Genomic DNA, 20,618 nt, shown 5'->3' with positions numbered 1-20,618 from the left:
GGAGAAGGACATGACCGCATACGACGTCGCAAGCGATCGCTCGCCGCAAAGACGAAGCTGGGTTTTGCCGGCTCCATCGGCTCGGCGGATCCTCCTGAAGGAGTTCTTGCCCTACGCGGTTCCGATCCTCGTGGTTCTGATCTGGCAAATATTGTCGTCGGCCGGCTGGATTTCAACGCGGGTCATGCCGGCGCCGACGGATGTGGCAGGCGCTTTCGTGGACCAACTGCTGTCCGGCGCGCTCGTCCATAATGTGGCGGTTTCCGGGGCTCGCGCCCTGGCTGGCCTTATCGTCGGCGGAACGATCGGCCTTGCGCTCGGCATTGCGAACGGCATCTCCAAGCTTTCCGAGCAACTGACGGACACCTCGTTGCAGATGCTTCGGACCATTCCGCATCTGGCGATGATCCCGCTGGTGATCCTCTGGTTTGGAATCGGCGAGGAATCGAAGCTCTTCCTCACGTCGCTGGGCGTGCTGTTTCCGATCTATCTCAACACCTTTCACGGCGTGCGAAACGTCGATCGCGAGCTCATCGAGATGGGCCGAATCTACGGCATGAACGGCTGGACGCTGTTCAGGAAGGTCATCCTGCCCGGCGCCCTGCCTTCGATATTCGTGGGGCTGCGCTATGCGCTCGGCATCATGTGGCTGACGCTCATCGTCTCGGAGTCGATCGCGGCATCCTCCGGGATCGGCCATATGGCGAACCAGGCACGCGAGTTCATGATGACGGACGTGGTGGTCCTGTCGCTGCTCATCTACGCGGCGCTCGGCAAGTTGGCCGATGTGATTGCGAAAACCATGGAGCGGCATGCCTTGTCCTGGAACCCGGTCTATCAGAGGTAGGAGGCCACAATGAGCGGCTATGTCAGCAGGTATGCCCCACGGCCAGGCACTATCGAGCCCTTGGGAGGACAGCGACAAACGGTCTCCGCCGGAGCGACCGAAGCGGTCTCGATCGAGCTTAGGCGGATCGACCAGACCTTCGGCCCGAATCGCGTCCTTCGCGGCATCGACCTCGACGTTCCCGCCGGTCAGTTCCTGGCGATCGTTGGCAAAAGCGGCTGCGGCAAGAGTACCCTTTTGCGCTTGCTGGTCGGGCTGGACCGCCCGACCTCCGGCTCGCTCCGCTTCGCCGACCGATCGGGAGACACGGTAGAGGCCAATGCGCGCATCGTCTTTCAGGAGCCTCGGCTGTTGCCCTGGGCAAGGGTGGTCGACAATGTGGCGGTCGGCCTCGGCCAGGATGTCGATGAGAATACGGCGCACGTGAAAGCGCTGATGGTGCTCGACGAGGTTCAGTTGCTCGACAAGGCGGACCAATGGCCGGCGCGCCTTTCCGGCGGCCAGCGGCAGCGGGTGGCGCTCGCTCGCGCGCTCGTCAGCCGGCCCGGCCTCCTGGTCTTCGACGAACCGCTCGGGGCGCTCGACGCATTGAAGCGCATCACCATGCAGCAACTCGTCAGCCGCGTCTGGCGGGAGCTCGGCTTCACGGCGATCCTCGTCACCCATGATGTCAGCGAGGCCGTGCATCTGGCCGACCGGGTGATCGTGCTCGACGGCGGCAAGGTAGCGCTCGACCTCGATATTGCGGCCGAGCACCCGCGTCACCACGGGGATCCGGATCTCGCTGTCTTCGAGCGCCGTCTGCTGAACGCGATTCTCGGTGCGGATTGAACGCGCTGAGCCTGACTGGGTTACGTCGGATTACATGGGCCGGATCGTAATCGTCCGCGTAGTGGCGAAACTCATCGCCACGATCTGCTGAACGATCCTTTCGGCCTGGGCGGCGATCTCCGGCACGCCGGTGAGTTCGCCGAAGGTCCCGCGCGCCAGAGGTCCGGCGATGAACAGATCCTCGACCGGATAACCGTCGCGTGCCACGGCCCGGCTGTCGGCATCGCAGGCGATGCCGAGACCGCGCGGGTCCTTCGTCAGCAGGCCGAGGTGTTCCAGCTCGGCAAGACAGCCCTGGCTGTCGATCACGTTCCCATGGTTAGGTCCGGTCGCCACCATGATCCGCTGCACGATGTGGCGCTCGATAACCCCACGCGGTTTCGTCGCAATGTCGATCGCGATCTGATCGCGGCCTGGCTGGACCGCAATGATTTGTCCCGCGCAGGCGCGCAAGCGGCCCGCCGCTCTTTCGCAGGCGACGAGTTCGGCGATCTGCGGCGGCATACGAAAACGGTGCGCTTCAAAGCGCCGGCGAAGATGGCGCAGGACGCGGCGCTGTTCGACGAGCGGCAAATTCCGCCAGATTGTTTGACCCTGGTGGCGCAAGGCGTCGAACACGCTTTGCCAGGGCAGGCCGGCTTGCGTCACCTCTTGCATGGCGAAGCGCACCTGCTTGAGAAGGGAAAGCGCCGTGTTCGGAACGCCGATGAGGAAGTCGCCATGCGGTGCGAAGTCGCCTGCGGCCTGGGGCTGCGGCAGGTGTCCCGTACGCGAAAAGAGCGTGAGATCCCCGCAGTGACCGCGATTGCGCAACGCCGCCACAGCGTCGAGAGCAGTCAGGCCGGCGCCGACGACGAAGACCTTGTCGTCCGGGCGGATCGCGTGGAGAGCGTCCGGTCGCGAGAGATTCCTCACGAAGCGAGGATCGCCGCTCAGGCCGGCAAGGACGTCTGGCGGCGTCGGCGCCGGATGGCCCGTCGCAAGCACGACGACATCCGCCTGCACCATTGCGCCGGCATCTCCCTCGATCTGCCAGCGGCCGCGATGACGGTGAATGCGCTCGACGTGCTCGCGCACGTGCCTGACAATTCCATCGTCGAGAAAGGGCTGGACCTGCGCGGCCATGAAAGCGGCGAAATCGCCTCTGCGCGCATAGATAGCGCCGCTCACTACGGCGCCGGGATCCTGCTCAAGACGACCCGAGTCGGACAGCCAGCGGACAAAGGCTTGCGGATCTCCCGGGACGGCGCGCATCCGGTGGGCCGCGACATTGAGGCGAAGCGACGGGTCATCGGTGTCATAGGCCAACCCGCCGCCGAGGTGATCCCGGGCCTCGAAGACGACGATTTCGTGAGGCCGGTAACGTCCGTGCAGCGCGAGCAGGCGGGCAAGCGTCGCTCCGGTGAAACCCCCGCCGATAATGGCCACTCGGCTGATCGCCGATACCGGCGACACTTGCTTTTGGGACGGCAGCGTTATTCTCAGCATTCCGATCTCCCTTCGGTTCGGCGGCTTCGAATTGCCTCTTGCAGGATATTAGGCATATATTCTATCAAATGTATATACTAAGAAACGCGTTGTCTGTGGGATCGGTTCCAGCGCTGTTACCAATCGAGAAAAGGTGATCTGCAGAGGAGCGACGGGATGTCGGTTCAGACTTCAATAGGGACCTTCGACGTCGAAGGGATCGTCAGCCGGGGCATGGACCGGCCGGCCGATGCCGACAGTTTGAAGGCGGCTTTGCGTTCACTGGGCGGCGGCGTCAGCATCATAACCGCGGGAGAGGGTGAGGCGCGGACCGGGGCCACCGTCACATCGGCCACCGCTCTCTCCGTCGAGCCGCCGCGCATGCTCGTGTCCCTCAATCGTACGTCCTCGACCTGGCCCGTCGTCGAGCGGTTCGCCCATTTCTGCGTCAATATTGTCGGCGCACAACACGAAGTGCTTGCCAATCAATTTGCCGGCCGCGGCGGACTCAAGGGGCCGAATCGCTATCGTGGCGGTGAATGGATCCGCCTGGCCAGCGGCGCACCGGTCCTCCAGGACGCGGTGGCGGCCATCGACTGCGAGGTGGAGGAAGCTTTCGAACGGCATAGCCACGCGATTGTGCTCGGGCGGGTGGTCGGAATTCGTATCCGCGGGGGTGGATCCCTCCTGTATCGGGGAGGCCGGTACTTTGCCCTCTCCGGCTAGACGTTGACGCCACAACGGTCGCATTGGCTCTTACTTCGCCTGACGGCAGGGTCGATCGAGCTGATGCGCTCGCATAGCTGTATTGCACAGTTTATATCGAAATTATTGACGAGCGAGTAGAATGCGGCGACACTATGCGCCGGCTCATGAAGGGTCCAACGGGAGGAATGCCAAATGCCGCTTGGTATTGTGAACTTTTCCTTCGATCTTCTCGCGCCTTGGCGCGAGCAGCTTCGGCTCTCCGGTAACCGCTCCCAGAGCGCACCCAGGAAGGCAGCCGACGAGATAGGCACCGACACGGTCGACCGAAGCGAAGAGGAGCAGGCGCGCCAGCAGGCCCTGTTCTGGGGATTGCTACCGGTTCTATAATTGGAATGCCGAGCAGGGTGTGCACGGCTCCCATTCGCACCTCGACTACCCGATCCGATCGGTCCAGCCGCGCACCGTTCAAGCTCGTTGTGGAAATTCAACTGCCGGTCTGGCTGAGCCAGCATCAGTAAGGATGCATGAGATGGGATCCATTACACATCTGCATGAGCGTCTTCGACCGGTGCCGCTTCGAATTGCCTCGGACGAGGAGGTATTGGCCGCGGCTGGCGAGGTGATCGCCCTCGGCACGGATGCTCCCGGGGCGACCTTGGCTGATGCGCTGGTACGGTCCGGCTTGCTGGCCGTTTCTATTCCCTCCGATTTCGACGGCGCCGATGTCTCGAACAGCTTGATAGCGCAGGCCGTATCGCGGATCGCCGAAGTGCAGCCGTCTGCCGCCGGTGCCCTCGTCGCCCATTTCCGCGCCCTCGAATTGGTCCGCAACGCCGGCAGCGAGGAACAGCGGCGCAGTATCTATGCGCATGTGGCGTCAGGTGAGAGGCTGTCGGCGGCGGCCGCGGGCGATCAGAGCGCGACGCAACACTTCGTGCCCGATGGCATCGGTTTCCAGTTGGCAGGAATCCTTGAGGCTGCGTTCCTTTGCGAGCCGGATTGGTTCGGCATTCTGGCGCTGAACGAGTCCGAGGCGTCGAGCCTGTTGCTCGTCCAGCGAGGCAGCGCGGAGGCCGAAGTCGTGCGGGCCGGAGAGCCGACACTCTATCGTTTCGCGCAAGCACATGTGCCGGCCGACTCGGTGCTTGCCCTCAATCGCGATGCGCTGCTGCTCTCCCGATCGCTCGGAATCATCTTGCAGGCCGCATCCGTCCTCGGCGAGAAGCGCCGACAACTGGCGGGAAATCTGGCGTTGTGGCGCGACGGCCGTCCGTCCGGCGATCGCCCCTGGGACGAGCGGATCGGGCGATTCCAGGTCGAGATCGAAACATTGGCGGCGCTGATCGACCGGGCTTCGACGGCCCTCGACCTCGCGCAGGTCAACGCGACGCCCATCGGCGTCACCGAGGTGGGCAGGCTCGCCACCACGATCGAGATCGCCTTTCCCCTGGAAGGCACTCGCGGCACCGGGCACCTGCTCGCAGAACTCGGCCGCATGCTGTTCACCGACTGAACATAACCTACTCGCCGGCGATCAGCGCTTCCTCGACCGTCTTCGTCCGATCCTTCGAGACGAACTGCGCGAGTGTCATGTTGTCGAGGATGGTGGCGATTGCGTCACGAACCTCCGTCATTGACAGGCGAACCTGACAGCCGACCGGATCGTTGCAATCGTCGCAGGCTTCGAAGGCCGTTCGGCTCGCACAGCGGATGGGAGCAAGCGGACCGTCAAGCGCGCGGATGACCTGGCCGATCATAATCTCGGTGGCTGGCTTCGACAGCGAATAGCCGCCGTTCGGACCCTTCTTCGAACGCAGGATACCGGTGTTGCGCAGTTCCAGGAGGATGGTGTCGAGGAACTTCTTCGGAATGTTGTTGCGCGTCGCAATCTCCGTCACGAACGCGGTTTCTCCAGGACCAAGGCGCGCCAGATCAACAAGCGCCTTCAATCCGTACTTGCCTTTTTTCGTAAGCATTGTGGCACTCGGGAATGGTGTCGATCATGCACGTGCCGAATGCGCGTGCAGGGACGTGTATTATTTCTTACTTAGTAAATAGTTTTTGGGGAATTAATCTGCAAGGGAGTTTCACTGAGACCGCTACTCCTCGGCGATGAATTTTGCGTCACTCACGTAAGAATCATTGATTTGACCCGCCTTCGAGCAGTCCAGCCGTCTGCGACGGCCGGGAAACGTCCTGGTATCCTCTTCTCGTTCTCCGTTTGAAAGGCCAGAGGCAGAAGGGGCGCCAGCTTATGTTTTCAAGGTCAAGGCCCCGTGCCGAAGAAGGCGACGCGTGTGAAAAGCACGTAATTCGACTCCGATACCATCAGCGCCACGAATACGAGGACGAGCAGTGGCGGCAGCAGGATCGCGTAGGTCAGCGCCAGGCGCTCCCAGGCCATATGCATGAAGACGGCGACGATGAGGCCGGCCTTCAGCATCATGAAGATCAGGATCAGCGACCAGCGAAGAAATCCCTGCAAGCCGAAATAATCGACCAGGTAGGAAAAGGCGCTGAGCACGAAGAGCAGCCCCCAGACCAGGAGGTAGAGCTTGATCGGGTGCTGTTGCTGTTCCGCATGTGCCACGTGTTGTGCGGCATGAGCCTCGACATGAGCCATGGTGCTCTCCTCACCAGAGATAGAAGAATGCGAAGATGAAGACCCAGACCAGGTCGACGAAGTGCCAGTATAGACCGGTGATCTCGACGATCTCGTAGCGACCCTTGCGGCTGGTGAAGAAGCCGGGGCGCTCCGTGTCGAAATCGCCGCGCCAGACCTTGCGTGCGATGATCAGTAGGAAGATCACGCCGAATGTGACATGGGTGCCGTGGAAACCGGTGATCATGAAGAATGAGGAGCCGAACTGCGCCGCTCCCCAGGGATTGCCCCAGGGCCGCACGCCCTCGGCGATCAGCTTCGACCACTCGAACGCCTGCATGCCGACGAAGGTGGCGCCAAAAAGGGCGGTGACCAGCATCAGCAGAGCGGTCTTCCTTCGGTCGCGGCGATAACCGCAGTTGACCGCCATCGCCATCGTGCCGCTCGAAGAGATGAGGACGAAGGTCATGATGGCGATCAGGATCAGCGGCACGTGCGCCCCGGCGATCTCGAGCGCGAAGACTTCGCTGGGGTTCGGCCACGGGACCGTCGTCGACATGCGCGCCGACATGTAGGCGAGCAGGAAGCAGCCGAAGACGAAGGTGTCGCTCAGGAGAAAGATCCACATCATGGCCTTTCCCCAGGAGACGTTCTTGAACGTACGCTGGTCCGAGGCCCAGTCCGACGCCAACCCGGCCAAGCCGGCCGGGCGGGGAAGCGTATCTGCTGCGGGGGTCTTGATCGGGGCAGACATTGTCAGCGGTTCCTATGTCAGCAGTTGGCGGCAGAAATCGACGACGTCGCTGGCCCAGCCGGAAAAGAGGGCGAAGAGCACTAGCCAGACGACCAGCATAAAATGCCAGTAAATGGCGCACAGCTCGACGGAGAGGCGCATTTTCCGGTCGAATGGTCCGTCCCAGGCGCGGACGCTGAGGCGGCCGAGCGCGACAAGCCCGCCGAGGATGTGCAAGCCGTGCATGCCGGTCAGCAGGTAGAAGAAACTGTTGGCGGGATTTCCGGCCAGGAGATAGCCGGCAGTCGTCAGCTCCCGCCAGGCGAAAAGCTGCCCGACGAGGAAGGCGAGGCCGGCGGCCAGGGCAGCGAGCAGGGCGGTTCGGGTCGCTTCGTCATTGCGTCGCTCCGCCTCCAGCTTCGCCCGGTGCAGGGTGATGCTGCCGACGGCAAGAATGCCGGTATTGGCCCAGAGCAGGGCGGGCAGCGGCAGGGCGCCCCAGTCGGACGAGGCCATGCGCATGAAGTAGGCGCTGATGGCAAGCGAGAAGAGCGCGCCGACGACGCCGAGGAAGACGCCGAGCCCGATTTTTGCCGCCGGCGGCGGTGCGCCGCTTCGGCGATCGTGGGCGTGACCGACTTCGAGCCAGGGGCGTGACGCCAGCCGCTGCTGGGCAAGCCACCAGACCATGACTGCGGCGACTAGCGTGAGGAAGATTACAGCGACACTCATGAGACCGCCTCATGGCTCATGCGCCCGGGCGTCGGCTGGTTCTGCGGAATGAAATCCTCCGCTGCACCCGGGACGCTGTAATCGTAGGCCCAGCGATAGACGACGGGAAGTTCCCTTCCCCAGTTGCCGTGCGGCGGCGGCGTTTCGGGCGTCTGCCACTCGAGGGTCGTCGCCCGCCAGGGGTTGCCGCCGGCTTCGCGGCCGTGCCGCAGGCTCCAGGCGAGGTTGAAGAGGAAGACGATCTGCGCGGCGCCGACGATCAGCGCCATGACGCTGATGAAGGCATTGAGGGTATGGACCGACTCCTGCACGAATGCCATCTCGCCGAGTTCGTAGTAGCGGCGCGGCACGCCGACAAGGCCGACATAGTGCATCGGGAAAAAGATCAAATAGGCGCCGAGGAAGGTGACCCAGAAATGGATCTGGCCAAGCGCTTCGTTGAGCATGCGTCCGGTGATCTTCGGGTACCAGTGGTAGATCGCGCCGAAGATGACCATGATCGGAGCGACGCCCATGACCATATGGAAATGCGCAACGACGAACATGGTGTCGGAGAGCGGTACGTCGACGACGACATTGCCGAGGAAGAGTCCCGTCAGCCCGCCATTGACGAAGGTGACGATGAAGCCGAGCGCGAAAAGCATCGGCAAGGTCAGGTGGATGTTGCCGCGCCAGAGAGTGAGCACCCAGTTGTAGACCTTGATCGCCGTCGGCACCGCGATGATCAGCGTGGTGGTGGCGAAGAAGAAACCGAAATAGGGGTTCATTCCGCTCACATACATGTGGTGGGCCCAGACGATGAAGGAGAGGCCGCCGATGATGACGATCGCCCAGACCATCATGCGATAGCCGAAGATGTTCTTGCGCGCATGGGTGCTGATCAGATCGGAAACGATGCCGAAGGCGGGCAGCGCGACGATATAGACCTCCGGGTGACCGAAGAACCAGAAGAGATGCTGGAACAGGATCGGACTGCCGCCGCCATGCTGGAGCTGCTCGCCCATTTCGACGATCGCCGGCATGAAGAAGCTGGTGCCGAGCAGCCGGTCGAACAGCATCATGACGCAGGCGACAAAAAGGGCGGGGAAGGCGAGCAGCGCCATTACGGTCGCCGTGAAGATACCCCAGACCGTCAGCGGCAGGCGCATCAGCGTCATGCCGCGGGCGCGGCCCTGGAGCACTGTGACGACGTAGTTGAGGCCGCCCATGGTGAAGCCGATGATGAAGATGATCAGCGACGCGAGCATCAGGATGATGCCCCAATCCTTGCCGCCCGGCGTGCCCGAGAGAACCGCCTGCGGCGGGTAGAGCGTCCAGCCTGCCCCGGTCGGTCCGCCGGGGGCGAAGAAGCTCGCGACCAGCACCAGCACGGCGAGCAGATAGATCCAGTAGCTCAGCATGTTGGCGTAGGGGAACACCATGTCGCGGGCGCCGACCATCAGCGGAATGAGATAGTTGCCGAAGCCGCCGAGGAAGAGCGCCGTGAGCAGGTAGATCACCATGATCATGCCGTGCATGGTGATGAACTGGTAATAGGCATCGGCATCGATGAAGTCGAATGTGCCGGGAAAGCCGAGCTGCAGGCGCATCAGCCAGGAGAGCACCAGCGCCACCATGCCGATGGCGATGGCGGTCGTCGCATATTGGATGGCGATGATCTTCGCATCCTGGCTGAAGACGTAGCGCGTCCACCAGCTATGCGGATGATAGAGTTCAACATCCTCGACTTCGGGAGGCGGCAGCGGCTCGCCAATACCGGACCGGACGTCGACCATCAATGTGTCCTCCCAGGTTGCTATTCCACGGCGCCTCCTACCGCGCCGCTGCGGCGGCAATCGTTGCCGCCGGTTTCGTTTCGGACGAGGCGGAGAGTTGCGAAAAACTCTGCTGCTCGGCGAGCCAGGCCTGATAGTCTTCCTCGGTGTCGACCACGACGGTGCCGCGCATCTGCGGATGGCCGACGCCGCAAAGCTCGGCGCAGAGAATTTCGAAGGTTCCGGTGCGCGTCGGGGTGAGCCAGAAATACGTCACCATCCCCGGCACCATGTCCATCTTGGCGCGGAATTCCGGCACGTAGAAGTCGTGCAGGACATCGACGGAGCGGAGCAGCATCTTGACCGGCTTGCCGATGGGAAGGTGAAGTTCACCGCCCTCGATGATCAGGTCGTCGAGGCTGGCTGCGTCGTTTCGGTTGAGCCCGAGCGTGTTTTCCGGGGTGATGTCGCGCGTTTCACTGGTGCCAAGCCGGCCGTCGGCGCCGGGAAGCCTGTAGCTCCAGAGCCATTGCTGCCCGACCACCTCCACCTCGGTCGCACCCTCAGGGACGGTGATGAACTGGTTCCAGACGAACAGGCCGGGCGCCAGCATCGCGGCGACGCCAAGGGTAGTGCTCGTTGCCAGCCAGCCTTCCAGTTTCCTGTTTTCCGGTTCATAGGCGGCGGTGTTACCGGGGCGGTGGCGGAAACGCAGAACGCAATAGGCCATGAACAGGACCACGGCGGTAAAGGCAATGCCGGTGATCCAGAAGGTTATGATGATGGTATTGTCTATGTAATTCCAGTTGGAGGCGATCGGCGTCCACCACCAGGGACTGAGCAAATGGAACAACACTGATCCGGCGGCCAACAGAACCAGAGCGAATACAACCGCCATTTCCAGTCCCTCCCCGCCGCGATTGGCCGTGAGGCGAATACGCAATCCGCAGCGTTCCGATCACAATTATTGCACGAACGGATAATACTGGCAAATCGTCGGGAAGGCGCAGAATTTTGCCTTCCCTCGGGATGCTCCTATTTGGGGTGTTGCTTGAGATAGGCGATCACATTGACGATCTCTTCGTCCTTCTTGAGGCCCGGGAAGACCATCTTGGTGCCTTTCACCTTGGCTTTGGGATCACGGAGATATTCATGCAGCGTCGCCTCGTCCCAGACGAGCCCGCTCTTGCCCGCATCGACCATGGCCTTCGAATATTTGAAATCCGCATGGGTGCCGGCGGTTCGGCCAATGACGCCCAGAAGCGATGGACCGACCTTGTTCTGATCCTTGTCCACGACGTGGCAGGCGGAGCATTTCTTGAACACCGTCGCTCCGGCCTCGGCGTCGCCCTCCTGGGCGTGGCCGGCCACCGGACAGAGAAAGAGTGCCGAAGAAGACAAGGCAACAACAGCAATTCGCATGATACTTCCCCAATTTCGCCCGGCGCGGGCAAAGAAGAGTATCGTCAGATCTGGCTTTGGCGGTGCTTGCTCTCTAAGAATGCGCGCCGGAGCGGTTGATACTTGCGACAGAAAGGAAGCTAGTCCTCGCCCGGGAGAAGTCAATTGCTCCTTCAGGGTAGCCGGCCGAGGAAAAGCACCTCCCGTCAAACGCGGTTACCCTCGCCATCGAAGAAATGCAGGCTGTGCGCCGGGAAGTGGACGGGTATGGTGCCGGAGACCGTCAGGAACGAGCGGTCGTTGGTGAAGGCCTTGAAGCCCGATCGCCCAAGCGAGAGGTGCAGGATGATGCCGAAGCCGGTCGGCTCGACGAGGTCGACAGTGGCAAGCAGCGTCTCCGGCCCGTGGCCGGCAAGCACGATGTGCTCCGGGCGAATGCCGAGCGTCGCCCTGGCGTTGTTCGCAAGCGGGGCAGACGAGTCGAGGGGAATTCCAATGTTTCCCGCGGTTTCGAACAGCGGCCTGTCGCCGGCGTGATAGGTGCCCTCGAAAAAGTTCATGCCGGGCGACCCGATGAAACCGGCGACGAAGAGATTGGCGGGGCGATCATAAAGGTCGAGCGGGCTGCCGACCTGCTGGACCACGCCGGCATTCATGGCGACGATGCGGTCGGCGAGCGTCATCGCCTCGATCTGGTCATGCGTCACGTAGATCGACGTGGCGCCAAGGTCCTTGTGCAGCTTCTTGATCTCGGCGCGCATCTGCTCGCGGAGCCGCGCGTCGAGGTTGGAGAGCGGCTCGTCGAAGAGGAAGGCCTTTGGTTGGCGAACGATGGCACGGCCCATGGCGACGCGCTGGCGCTGGCCGCCGGACAAAGCTCTCGGCCGGCGCTCGAGCAGCGGGTCGAGGCCGAGCTTGGCGGCGGCCCCCGCCACGACGGTCGCGATCCGCTCCTTCGGCGTCTTGCGAAGCCTCAGGCTGTAGCTCATGTTCCTGGCGACCGACATGTGCGGGTAGAGCGCGTAGGACTGGAACACCATGGCGATGTCGCGGTCCTTTGGTGCGAGCTCGTTGACCCGCCTGCCGGCGATACGGATCTCGCCGGCGGTCACGCTTTCCAGTCCGGCGATCATCCGCAGCAGGGTCGACTTGCCGCAGCCGGAGGGGCCGACGAGCACGACGAACTCGCCATCACGGATCTTGAGATCGACGTCGTGCAGCACCGGATGGGGGCCGTAGGATTTCTGGATATTGGCGATATCGATGGAAGCCATGACTAGTCTAACCCTCAGCCTTTGACCGCGCCGGCCGTGAGGCCCTGGACGAGATAGCGTTGAATGAGCAGGAAGAAGAGGCAGGCCGGGATCAGCGCCAGCACGCCGGCGGCCATCATCTGACCGAAGTCGACCGAGAATTTCGAGACGAAGGAAAGAAGCCCGACCGGGAACGTCGCCTGCTCGTTGCCGGAGATCAGCATCAGCGAGAAGAGCAGTTCGCTCCAGGCGGCGGTGAAGACGAAGCCGAGCGTGGCGGCGATGCCGGGCAGCGTCAGCGGCAGGATGATCTGGCGAAAGGCGACGAATTGCGTGGCGCCGTCGATCATCGCCGCCTCCTCCAGATCCTTCGGAATGCCGTCGAAGAAGGACTGCATCAGGAAGGTGGCGAAGGGAACGTTGAAGGCGCTGTAGACGATGACAAGCCCGGTCAGGCTGTTGGTCAGCCCCAGCGGCGAGAGGATCTTGAAGATCGGCGCGACGAGCATGACCAGCGGAAACATCTGCGTCAGCAGCATCAGCGTCACCAGCCAGTATTTGCCGCGGAAGCGGAAGCGCGACAGTGCATAGCCGGAAAGCGAGGCGAGGATCGTCACGACCACGGCCGTCGAGCCTGAGACGATCAGGCTGTTGCGGAAGAACACCGGGAAGGCGCTGTGCCTCAGCACGAAATCGAAATGCTCGAGGCTGGCGCGCGACGGCCAGAGGCGGATGCCTTCGGAATAGAGCAGGTCGTTGGGCGTCACCGCCACCTTCAGCAGCCAGAACAGCGGAAAGAGCGCGAAGGCGATATAGGCGAGGATCGCCAGGCGGTGCGCGACGGTGAGGAAGGCTGATTTGGCGCGCATCGGTTCAATCCTTGCTCAGGAGCCACTGTCTGAGGATGACGATCAGCAGCGAATAGGCGAGGAGCAGGGCGAGCAGCACTAGCGCGATCGCCGAGGCATAGCCGAAATCGAGCCGCTTGAAGGCCTGGGTGAAGATGTAGCTGGCGACGATCTGGGTGCGATCGGCCGGGCCGCCATTGGTCATGACGATGATGAGATCGGCGAAATTCGAGATCCAGACGGTGCGAAGCAGGATGGTGATGGCGATCGTCGGCGCGAGGAACGGCAACGTGATCGACAGGAAGCGCTGGAAGGCGCCGGCGCCGTCGATGCTCGCCGCCTCGTAGAGGTCGCGCGGGATCGCCTGCAGCGCGGCAAGCAGGGTGATCGCGAAGAAGGGAATGCCCCACCAGATATTGGCGACGATCGGTCCCCACATGGCAAGCTCAGGATCGGAGAGGATGTTGGCCGGCTGGCTCATGATCCCGAGCGCGTAGAGCCAGTGCGGCAGCGGCCCGACGACGGGGTTGAAGAGCCAGGCCCAGTTGAGGCCGGCAAGGAAGCTCGGGACCGCCCAGGGCAGGAAGACGAGCGCCTGGGCGATGGCGCGGCCGCGAAACGGCTTGTCGAGCAAGAGCGCCAGGATCAGGCCGAAGGCAAACTGAAGAAGAACCGATGCGCCGGTCCACCAGAGCGTGTTGCGCAACGAGCGAAAGAAGGCCTCGTCCTGAGACAGGGCCCGGAAATGGTCGAGACCGATGAAGGCACCGGAGAAGGGGTTGAGGAGCTGGACGTCGCGGAACGCATAGGAGACGCCGAGCACCAGCGGCACCAGCATCACCGTGACGATCAGGATCAGCGCCGGCGCGCTATAGAGATAGGGCGCCGATGCGTCCGCGATGCGCTTCGTCAGCGGCCGGCGGTCTGCGGAGAGGCCCTGCTGGCGTACGGCATAATCCATCGATCCGAGTTCCTCCTGGCCGCCCCGTGGGTCGGGCCTCTCTCATCGTGACAAAGGGCGGCAGATCACCTGCCGCCCTTCTGCCGACTTACTTCTTGTTCGCCAGGTACTTCTGCTGCGCCTTGGTCAGGTAGTCCGCCCATTGATTGGCGAGTTCCTCCGGCGTGATGTCGCCGAGCAGTGCTTCCTGGCTCGTCTTGATCGCGAGCGAATCCTTGAAGAAGGCGAATTCCTCGAGGTAGGTCGGCATGACGGTCAGGACGACGTCTTTGTCGGCCAGTTCGTCGAACCAGCCCTTGAACTGCGGGCTCGCATAGAAGGGGTCCTTCTCAGCCGACTTGTGGACCGGCAGCGCGCCGGTGCGCTTGTTCCACTCGATATTGCCTTCCGGGCCTTCGAGCGTTTCGATCAGCTTCCAGGAAAGGTCCTTGTTCTGGCTTGCCGAAAGCATCGACCAGCCGGCGAAGCCGATCGTGGCGAAGGCCTTGCCGCTCGGTCCCTTCGGCATGGTGGTGACGCCAAAATCCTCGGGCTTCATGCGCTGCGCAATGGCGATCAGCGCGTCCGGATCCTGGTCGAGAAAGGCGCAGGTGCCGCTATAGAAGCCGGCGACGATTTCGTTGAAGCCCCAGTTGACGCTGTCCTTCGGCGCCAGACCCTTCTTGTAGAGGTCGATGACCCAGGTGAGACCCTTGACCCAGCCTTCGCTGTTCATCGTCGAGGTACCGTCCTCCTTGAAGAACGTGTTGTCGCCGGCCATGGTGGCGCCGAACATCACCCAGCCATTGAGCCCGCCCGGACCGCCGCGCAGGCAGTAGCCGGATTTGCCCGGCAGCTTCGCGACCGCCTCGGACGCCTTCACGAAATCGTCCATCGTCTTCGGCGGTTCGGCGACACCTGCCTCCGAGAGCAGTTTCTTGTTGTAGAACATCGCCCGGAGATAAAAGCCGTAGGGCAGCATATAGGCGGTGTCGTTGACGTCGCGGCCGAGTTCCAGGGCGCGCTCGGTGAGGCCGGGCGTGTGCTCCCACTTGGCGAGGTAGGGTTCCAGGCTCTCGAGCATACCGTTATTGGCGTAGAGCGACAGCCAGGTATCGGGCATTTCCATCACGTCCGGGATTTCGCCGGCCGAGACCATGGTGGCGAATTTCTGGAAGGCCTCGCCCCAGGGCAACGAGATGATCTCGACGGTGGTGCCGGGATTCGCCGCCTCGAACTTGGCGACGATCGATTTCAGCGTTTCGGTGCGCTCGGGGCTGGTGATGACCTCGACCAGCTTCAACTTGGTATCGGCAAGCGCGCTGCCGGCCATCAGCGTGGCGAGCAGGGTGGCTGTGATCAGTTTCCTCATTTTTGTTCCCTTTTTTGTTGGCGTTGATTGAGTTTCCTAAGGGCGGGAGTGGGAAACCGCTCACGCTTTCCCATCCCGCTCGTCGTCAGCCTGACGAAGCGGCGTCGAGCGCCGCTTCGAGATCGCTCCAGAGGGCCTCCGTTCCCTCCAGGCCGACATGGAGCCGTACCGACCGCGGAGAAATGCCGAAGGCGGCCGCGGAATTGGGTTGGGCTTTCTGCGCCAGCACGACCTCGCCCGGGACGATAAGGCTTTCGTGGCCACCCCAGGAGACGCCGAGCTTGAAGAGCTGCAGGTGATCGGCGAAGCGGCGCACGTCGACGCCCTCGCGAAAGATGAAGGAGAAGAGGCCGGACGTCCCGAAAAGGCCCGGCGGCAGGTGATTGCCGAGGCCCGGATGGCAGACGGTTTCGACCAGCGGATGCTCCTGCAGGCGCCGGGCGACGGCGAGCGCCGAGCGCTCATGCGCCTTCATCCGGATCGGCAGGGTGCGCAGGCCCCGGATCAGCAGCCAGGCATCGAAGGGGGAGAGCTTGCCGCCGAGGTAGGGATAGGCTTCGGAGCGGATGCGGCCGACCAGATCACTGGAGCCGGCGACGACACCGGCGACGACGTCGCTGTGGCCGCTCAAATATTTCGAGGCCGAGTGGATGACCAGATCGACGCCGAGCGAAATCGGCTGCTGGAACACCGGGCTCGCCCAGCTGTTGTCGATGACGGTGACGATCCCTTGCGCCTTGGCAACCGCGGCCAGCGCTGCCACGTCATGGGTATCCATGACCCAGCTGGTCGGGCTTTCCATGTAGAAGAGCTTGGCGCCGGGAAGTGCCTTGGCAACCGCCTCCTCGTCGCGTCCGTCGACATAGGTGACCTCGATGCGCATGCGCTTCAGATGGGTGCCGAAGAGCCGGAAAGCATCGGGATATACATGCTTCACCGCCACGATGCGGTCGCCCGGCTCGACGAAGGTAAGCACGGTGGAGGAGATCGCCGACATGCCGCTGGCAAAGCCGATCGCGTCCTCGGCGCCTTCCAGTTTCGCCAGCATCTCCTCGAACAGCCGGACGGTCGGATTGAGGCCGCGGGTGTAGATCGGCCGGACGCGTTCGCCCCGGTAGGAGGCGATCATCTCGTCATAGTCCTTGAAGGTGAAGAGTGAGGTCTGGACGATCGGCGGAACGACGGCGTCGAAGGCATGGGCCTCGTCATGGGCGGCAATCAGCGAGGCTCTGTCGAACGGATCGAAGCCGTCATTCATTTGGACATTTCCTTGATGTCTTCCTCGACGATCGCGAGGATTTTCAGTGTTTCTTCCCGGGCGGCCTCCGGATCCTGCGACGCGATCGCGTCGAAGAGCGTGCGGTGAAAGGGAAAGGACCGTCGCGCGAAATCGGGTCGGTCGAAAGGCTTTTCCCAGAAGCGCTCGAAGGCCTCGCGCATCTGCTCGAGCAATTGCCGGAAGAGCGGGTTGTGGGTCGCATCGTAGATCGCCAGGTGGAAGGCGAGGTCCTCCGGGCCGGAAGTGCCCTTGGCAAGATGAACGCGCTCCATTTCGTCGAGCTTCGTTTCGATGTTGATGAGATCGGCATCGGTGCGGCGGCGGGCGGCGACCATGCCTGCCTCGACCTCGATGCCGCGACGAACTTCCAGCGTCTGGAGGAGCGCGTCGCGAAGGTGACGGGTATCGAGGGTGAGCGGCATGTGGATGGTGGCGCCGGAAATGGCACGCAACAGATAGGTGCCGCTGCCCTTGCGCGCCTCGACGACGCCGAGCGCCTGGAAATGGCTGATGACCTCGCGAACCGTGGATCGGCCGACGGCGAGCGCCGCCATCAGTTCCCGTTCGGCCGGAAGCCGGTCGCCGGGCTTCAATCCGGAGCGTTGGACATAGTCGGCAAGAGCGGAAATCACCTGCTGCACCCGATCCACCGGGGGCAGGGGCAGAAGCGTCGCTTTCTCCGGCTCGGGCATCCGCATTCCCAAAATTGGTCTGACATCTGAGCAATATGCAGAGGGTGGATCGCATGGTCAAGGGGCGAGATTTGCGATATGCCTTCCCGTCATCAGGGCCATAGCTGGGGAAGAATGATGGCAGGCGTCACGAACTCCTATGCCGGCGACGGGCGCTATCCGACGAGCTATTACGCTGCCTCCCGCAACATTCTCCGCACGCCGGTCAAGCTCGAGGGGCACGTTGAAACCGACATCTGCGTCGTCGGCGCTGGTTACACGGGTTTGTCGACGGCCATTCATCTCGCCGAGAAAGGCTACAAAGTTGCGGTGGTGGAGGGCGCTCAGGTGGGTTGGGGCGCTTCGGGACGCAATGGCGGCCAGATCGTCAATGGCCTCAACGCCAGCCTGTCGACGATCCAGAATCGCTACGGCGAAGATGCGGCGCGCTTCATCGGCGGCCTTGTCCAGGAGGGCGGGCGCATCATCCGTCGGCTCGTCAGCCAATATCGGATCGATTGCGACCTGAAATCCGGCAACATCTATGCCGCCTACACCGGCGCGCATATGAAGGAGCTGGAAGCCAAGCAGGCGCTCTGGCGCAGATACGGCATGGACGACCACCTGCTGCTCGACCGGGAGGCGCTGCGCAAGCTCGTCAATTCCGAAGCCTATTGCGGCGGCATGCTCGACATCAGCGGCGGCCATATGCATCCGCTCAATCTGGTGCTTGGCGAGGCACGCGCCTTCGAGAGCCTCGGCGGCGTAATCTACGAGATGTCGCCGGTGACCCGCGTCGACCACAGAGCGGCGCGGCCGACCGTCTACACCCGCGAGGGGGAAGTCTCCGCCCGCATCGTCGTGCTCTGCGGCAATGCCTACCTCGGCGACGCGGTGCCTGAGCTCGTCTCGCGCGTCATGCCGGTCTCGACCCAGATGATCACCACGGCCCCGCTCGGCGAGGAACTCGCCGATATGCTGATCCCGAGCGATATGTGCGTGGAGGACGTGCGCTACATTCTCGATTATTTCCGGCTGTCGGCCGACAAGCGGATGATCTTTGGCGGCGGCACCGTCTATGGCGGCACCGATCCGGCCGATGTGGTGGCGAAGCTTCGGCCCAATCTGGAGAAGGTCTTCCCGCGTTTGAAGGGCGTGACGATCGACTATGCCTGGAGCGGCAATTTCGCGCTTTCCTTCACGCGGGTGCCGCAGATGGGCCGCATCGGCTCCAACACCTATTTCGCCCACGGCTATAGCGGTCACGGGGTCACCGGCTCGCATCTCTTCGGCCGAACGCTGGCGGAGGCGATCGACGGCGATCAGTCGCGCTTCGACATGTTCGAGAAGCTGCCCTGGTATCCTTTCCCCGGCGGGCGGATGTTCCGGGCGCAATATTCGACGATTGGCTCCTGGTGGTATTCCTTCAAGGACATGGTTGGCTGGTAGTTCTGCGGAGTCGGTTGCGGTGGGTGCAGGGTTCCATCCCACGTCGATTCCGCTCACTGCGATGATGCGTTAGTATCTCGGCCCCGGGTAGGCCGCCTGCCGACATGTGCGCCGGAGGAGTGCAGAGTTTTTTCATAACAACAGGCATCGGCATCGAGCGTCGAACGGGTTCTAACCTGGCCGCCGCCAGCGCTCCAGGCGCGGAGCGCAAGTGTCAGGAATATCGCAGTGGGGGAGGGTCGAGCATGTTCATCCGCTTCGGTTATGAGATTGGCATCGATTGCCCGAATGCGACGCCGATGATGACGTTTCTGTCCGTCGCGAAGGAACGGCGGAACGCCGTCGTAACGGAGCGTGGTCCGGTCGCTTCGCCGCTCATTCCGATGGAGGAAATCACCGACCCCCACCACAACATTTGCCTGCGCATGGTTCTGCCTGAGGGTGAAACCAGGCTCGGCTACGACGCGGTCATCAGCGACGACGGGCGGCTGGACGCCTCGGATCCTCTGGCCGAGGCGGTGCCGGTGGAAAAGCTGCCTCCCTCTCTGCTGCCCTATCTTTGCGCCAGCCGCTATTGCGAGACCGATCGGCTGAGCGGGCTTGCCTGGCGGCTCTTCGGCGACGTTCCGGCAGGCTGGCAACGGGTGCAGGCGATCTCGGACTATGTGCATGACCGGCTGGTATTCAGCTACGGCTATGCGCAGGCGATGCGCACGGCGCTCGAAGCACACGAGGACCGGCTGGGGGTCAGCCGCGACTACGCGCATCTGGCCGTTGCCCTCTGCCGTTGCATGAACATGCCGGCCCGATACGTTCATGGTTACATGGCCGACATCGGCGTCCCCGACAGTCCGGCGCCGATGGATTTCAACGCCTGGTTCGAGGTATATCTCGGCGACCGCTGGTACACGTTCGATGCCAAGAACAATGCGCGACGGGCTGGCCGCATTCCGGTGGCTCGCGGCCGGGATGCCGCGGACATCCCGCTGATGCAGACCTTCGGCAAGCATCAGCTGACCCACTTCACCGTCTGGACCTCCGTCGAGGTCGACAGCCGGCTCAGTCGTTCTCATCACGCCGCCGACGTTTCGCTGCTGACCCCGTGGTTCAGCGAGACCTGGTCGCGCCATCTGCAGGAACGCGACCGCGAGCGGCACTGATCGCCAAGACGGGAAACGGATTATTCACACCTTGAGCGATCCGCAGAAAATAATATCTACAAACTTAATCGAGAATATAGGAGAACAGGAATATAGGCGAACACCAACAGCGGAGAGAAGAATGAACGCGACAAAGGCGATGACCCACTCCCGCTATGCACTCCATGTGGCGCAGCCGACCAGGCGTCTGCCGGTCAACCTTATTCCGCACTCGATCGCCATCGTGGCAGCTTTCAGCTTCCTCTCGGCCGTCGTCATCGGCGCCATCTGAGCTCCATCGACGCACTTTTTCCGGAACTTCTTGTCGTCGGCAGTGCGTGAACTGGCCGTCGTCTTCCGTCTCATCGTTCGGGGCAAGCCCGCGACATCGTAGACCTTGCGAGGTGCATTGTTTGCGTCGTAGCGTGCCTCGCTACGCAAATCGATGCCGCGAACGACTCGGACTCCTGTCCGGTAAACGTCGTCGCCAAGGCATTGGAAGTCGCTCCGCGCTTATCGCGCGCTGACCGCGCTGGGTGACGATCCGATGCCGGTCTGCGGGAAACAAGAGACTTTGACGGGAAGGAGGCAG

22 protein-coding genes are annotated in these 20,618 nt (G+C 62.7%); 8 read left to right on the top strand and 14 right to left on the bottom strand.

Translation table 11 applies throughout. The features are described from left to right. Positions 1-10 precede the first annotated feature (10 nt). Positions 11-847 carry an ABC transporter permease subunit gene (locus tag AU381_RS02555; RefSeq protein ID WP_064240273.1) on the top strand — a complete coding sequence of 279 codons (837 nt, stop codon included), beginning with the start codon at positions 11-13 and terminating at the stop codon, positions 845-847. Positions 848-856: 9 nt separating this feature from the next. Continuing rightward, entirely contained in the window at positions 857-1,678 is an 822-nt protein-coding gene (locus AU381_RS02550) for an ATP-binding cassette domain-containing protein (protein WP_064240258.1), read from the top strand. 30 nt (positions 1,679-1,708) lie between these two features. Here AU381_RS02550 and AU381_RS02545 read toward each other — a convergent pair whose 3' ends face one another. Beyond that, a complete protein-coding gene (locus AU381_RS02545) occupies positions 1,709-3,166 on the bottom strand; it encodes an FAD/NAD(P)-binding protein (protein ID WP_064240257.1) in 1,458 nt (485 codons plus the stop codon). 213 nt (positions 3,167-3,379) lie between these two features. Between AU381_RS02545 and AU381_RS02540 the strand changes: the two genes are divergently transcribed. From AU381_RS02540 to AU381_RS02530, 3 genes are all read left to right on the top strand, one after another. Continuing rightward, positions 3,380-3,871: a flavin reductase family protein gene (locus tag AU381_RS02540; RefSeq protein WP_064240272.1), complete on the top strand. Its 492-nt coding sequence runs from the start codon at positions 3,380-3,382 to the stop codon at positions 3,869-3,871. Positions 3,872-4,045: 174 nt separating this feature from the next. Further along, on the top strand, positions 4,046-4,240 hold the full coding sequence (locus tag AU381_RS02535) for a hypothetical protein (RefSeq protein WP_064240256.1): 195 nt from the start codon (positions 4,046-4,048) through the stop codon (positions 4,238-4,240). A 133-nt stretch (positions 4,241-4,373) separates the two neighbouring features. Beyond that, the gene (locus AU381_RS02530; RefSeq protein WP_342028716.1) at positions 4,374-5,366 is read left to right on the top strand and encodes an acyl-CoA dehydrogenase family protein; all 993 of its coding nucleotides are present in this window, start codon (positions 4,374-4,376) and stop codon (positions 5,364-5,366) included. Positions 5,367-5,373: 7 nt separating this feature from the next. Here the strand turns inward: AU381_RS02530 and AU381_RS02525 are convergent, their stop codons facing one another. The 13 genes from AU381_RS02525 to AU381_RS02465 all read right to left on the bottom strand — a co-directional run bounded on the left by AU381_RS02525 (position 5,374) and on the right by AU381_RS02465 (position 17,459). Next, positions 5,374-5,829, bottom strand: a complete 456-nt coding sequence (locus tag AU381_RS02525; RefSeq protein WP_037387763.1) for an RrF2 family transcriptional regulator — start codon at positions 5,827-5,829, stop codon at positions 5,374-5,376. Positions 5,830-6,119: 290 nt separating this feature from the next. Beyond that, complete coding sequence (locus AU381_RS02520; RefSeq protein WP_064240254.1) at positions 6,120-6,476, bottom strand: cytochrome C oxidase subunit IV family protein; 357 nt, start codon at positions 6,474-6,476, stop codon at positions 6,120-6,122. Between the two features lie 10 nt (positions 6,477-6,486). After that, complete coding sequence (locus AU381_RS02515) at positions 6,487-7,209, bottom strand: heme-copper oxidase subunit III family protein (protein WP_064240253.1); 723 nt, start codon at positions 7,207-7,209, stop codon at positions 6,487-6,489. A 12-nt stretch (positions 7,210-7,221) separates the two neighbouring features. Next, positions 7,222-7,920, bottom strand: a complete 699-nt coding sequence (locus tag AU381_RS02510; RefSeq protein WP_064240252.1) for a cytochrome c oxidase subunit 3 — start codon at positions 7,918-7,920, stop codon at positions 7,222-7,224. Continuing rightward, entirely contained in the window at positions 7,917-9,695 is a 1,779-nt protein-coding gene (ctaD, locus tag AU381_RS02505; protein ID WP_064240251.1) for a cytochrome c oxidase subunit I, read from the bottom strand. Before ctaD ends, AU381_RS02510 begins: the two co-directional genes overlap by 4 nt. A 37-nt stretch (positions 9,696-9,732) precedes the next feature. Next, complete coding sequence (locus tag AU381_RS02500) at positions 9,733-10,572, bottom strand: cytochrome c oxidase subunit II (protein WP_064240250.1); 840 nt, start codon at positions 10,570-10,572, stop codon at positions 9,733-9,735. A 137-nt stretch (positions 10,573-10,709) separates the two neighbouring features. Continuing rightward, positions 10,710-11,096 carry a c-type cytochrome gene (locus tag AU381_RS02495; protein WP_064240249.1) on the bottom strand — a complete coding sequence of 129 codons (387 nt, stop codon included), beginning with the start codon at positions 11,094-11,096 and terminating at the stop codon, positions 10,710-10,712. A gap of 185 nt (positions 11,097-11,281) precedes the next feature. Continuing rightward, entirely contained in the window at positions 11,282-12,349 is a 1,068-nt protein-coding gene (locus AU381_RS02490) for an ABC transporter ATP-binding protein (RefSeq protein WP_064240248.1), read from the bottom strand. Between the two features lie 14 nt (positions 12,350-12,363). Next, the gene (locus AU381_RS02485; protein ID WP_064240247.1) at positions 12,364-13,197 is read right to left on the bottom strand and encodes a carbohydrate ABC transporter permease; all 834 of its coding nucleotides are present in this window, start codon (positions 13,195-13,197) and stop codon (positions 12,364-12,366) included. A gap of 4 nt (positions 13,198-13,201) precedes the next feature. After that, on the bottom strand, positions 13,202-14,137 hold the full coding sequence (locus AU381_RS02480) for a carbohydrate ABC transporter permease (RefSeq protein ID WP_064240246.1): 936 nt from the start codon (positions 14,135-14,137) through the stop codon (positions 13,202-13,204). Between the two features lie 88 nt (positions 14,138-14,225). After that, positions 14,226-15,488: an ABC transporter substrate-binding protein gene (locus tag AU381_RS02475; protein WP_064240245.1), complete on the bottom strand. Its 1,263-nt coding sequence runs from the start codon at positions 15,486-15,488 to the stop codon at positions 14,226-14,228. Positions 15,489-15,573: 85 nt separating this feature from the next. Further along, positions 15,574-16,746, bottom strand: coding sequence for a PLP-dependent transferase (locus AU381_RS02470; protein ID WP_064240244.1), 1,173 nt, complete (start codon positions 16,744-16,746; stop codon positions 15,574-15,576). Then, complete coding sequence (locus tag AU381_RS02465; protein ID WP_064240243.1) at positions 16,743-17,459, bottom strand: FadR/GntR family transcriptional regulator; 717 nt, start codon at positions 17,457-17,459, stop codon at positions 16,743-16,745. Before AU381_RS02465 ends, AU381_RS02470 begins: the two co-directional genes overlap by 4 nt. A gap of 114 nt (positions 17,460-17,573) precedes the next feature. Here AU381_RS02465 and AU381_RS02460 point away from each other — a divergent pair, with 114 nt between their 5' ends. The 3 genes from AU381_RS02460 (at position 17,574) to AU381_RS30190 (ending at position 20,318) form a co-directional block, all read left to right on the top strand. Beyond that, on the top strand, positions 17,574-18,887 hold the full coding sequence (locus AU381_RS02460; protein ID WP_064240242.1) for an NAD(P)/FAD-dependent oxidoreductase: 1,314 nt from the start codon (positions 17,574-17,576) through the stop codon (positions 18,885-18,887). Between the two features lie 245 nt (positions 18,888-19,132). After that, a complete protein-coding gene (locus AU381_RS02455; RefSeq protein ID WP_064240241.1) occupies positions 19,133-20,047 on the top strand; it encodes a transglutaminase-like domain-containing protein in 915 nt (304 codons plus the stop codon). A 121-nt stretch (positions 20,048-20,168) separates the two neighbouring features. Beyond that, a complete protein-coding gene (locus tag AU381_RS30190) occupies positions 20,169-20,318 on the top strand; it encodes a hypothetical protein (protein ID WP_082909608.1) in 150 nt (49 codons plus the stop codon). Positions 20,319-20,618: the final 300 nt, after the last annotated feature.

This window comes from Sinorhizobium glycinis, from assembly GCF_001651865.1.
Lineage (GTDB): Bacteria > Pseudomonadota > Alphaproteobacteria > Rhizobiales > Rhizobiaceae > Sinorhizobium > Sinorhizobium glycinis.
Note: the sequence above shows the minus strand (reverse complement) of the source record. Positions and strands in the feature narration are given on the sequence as shown.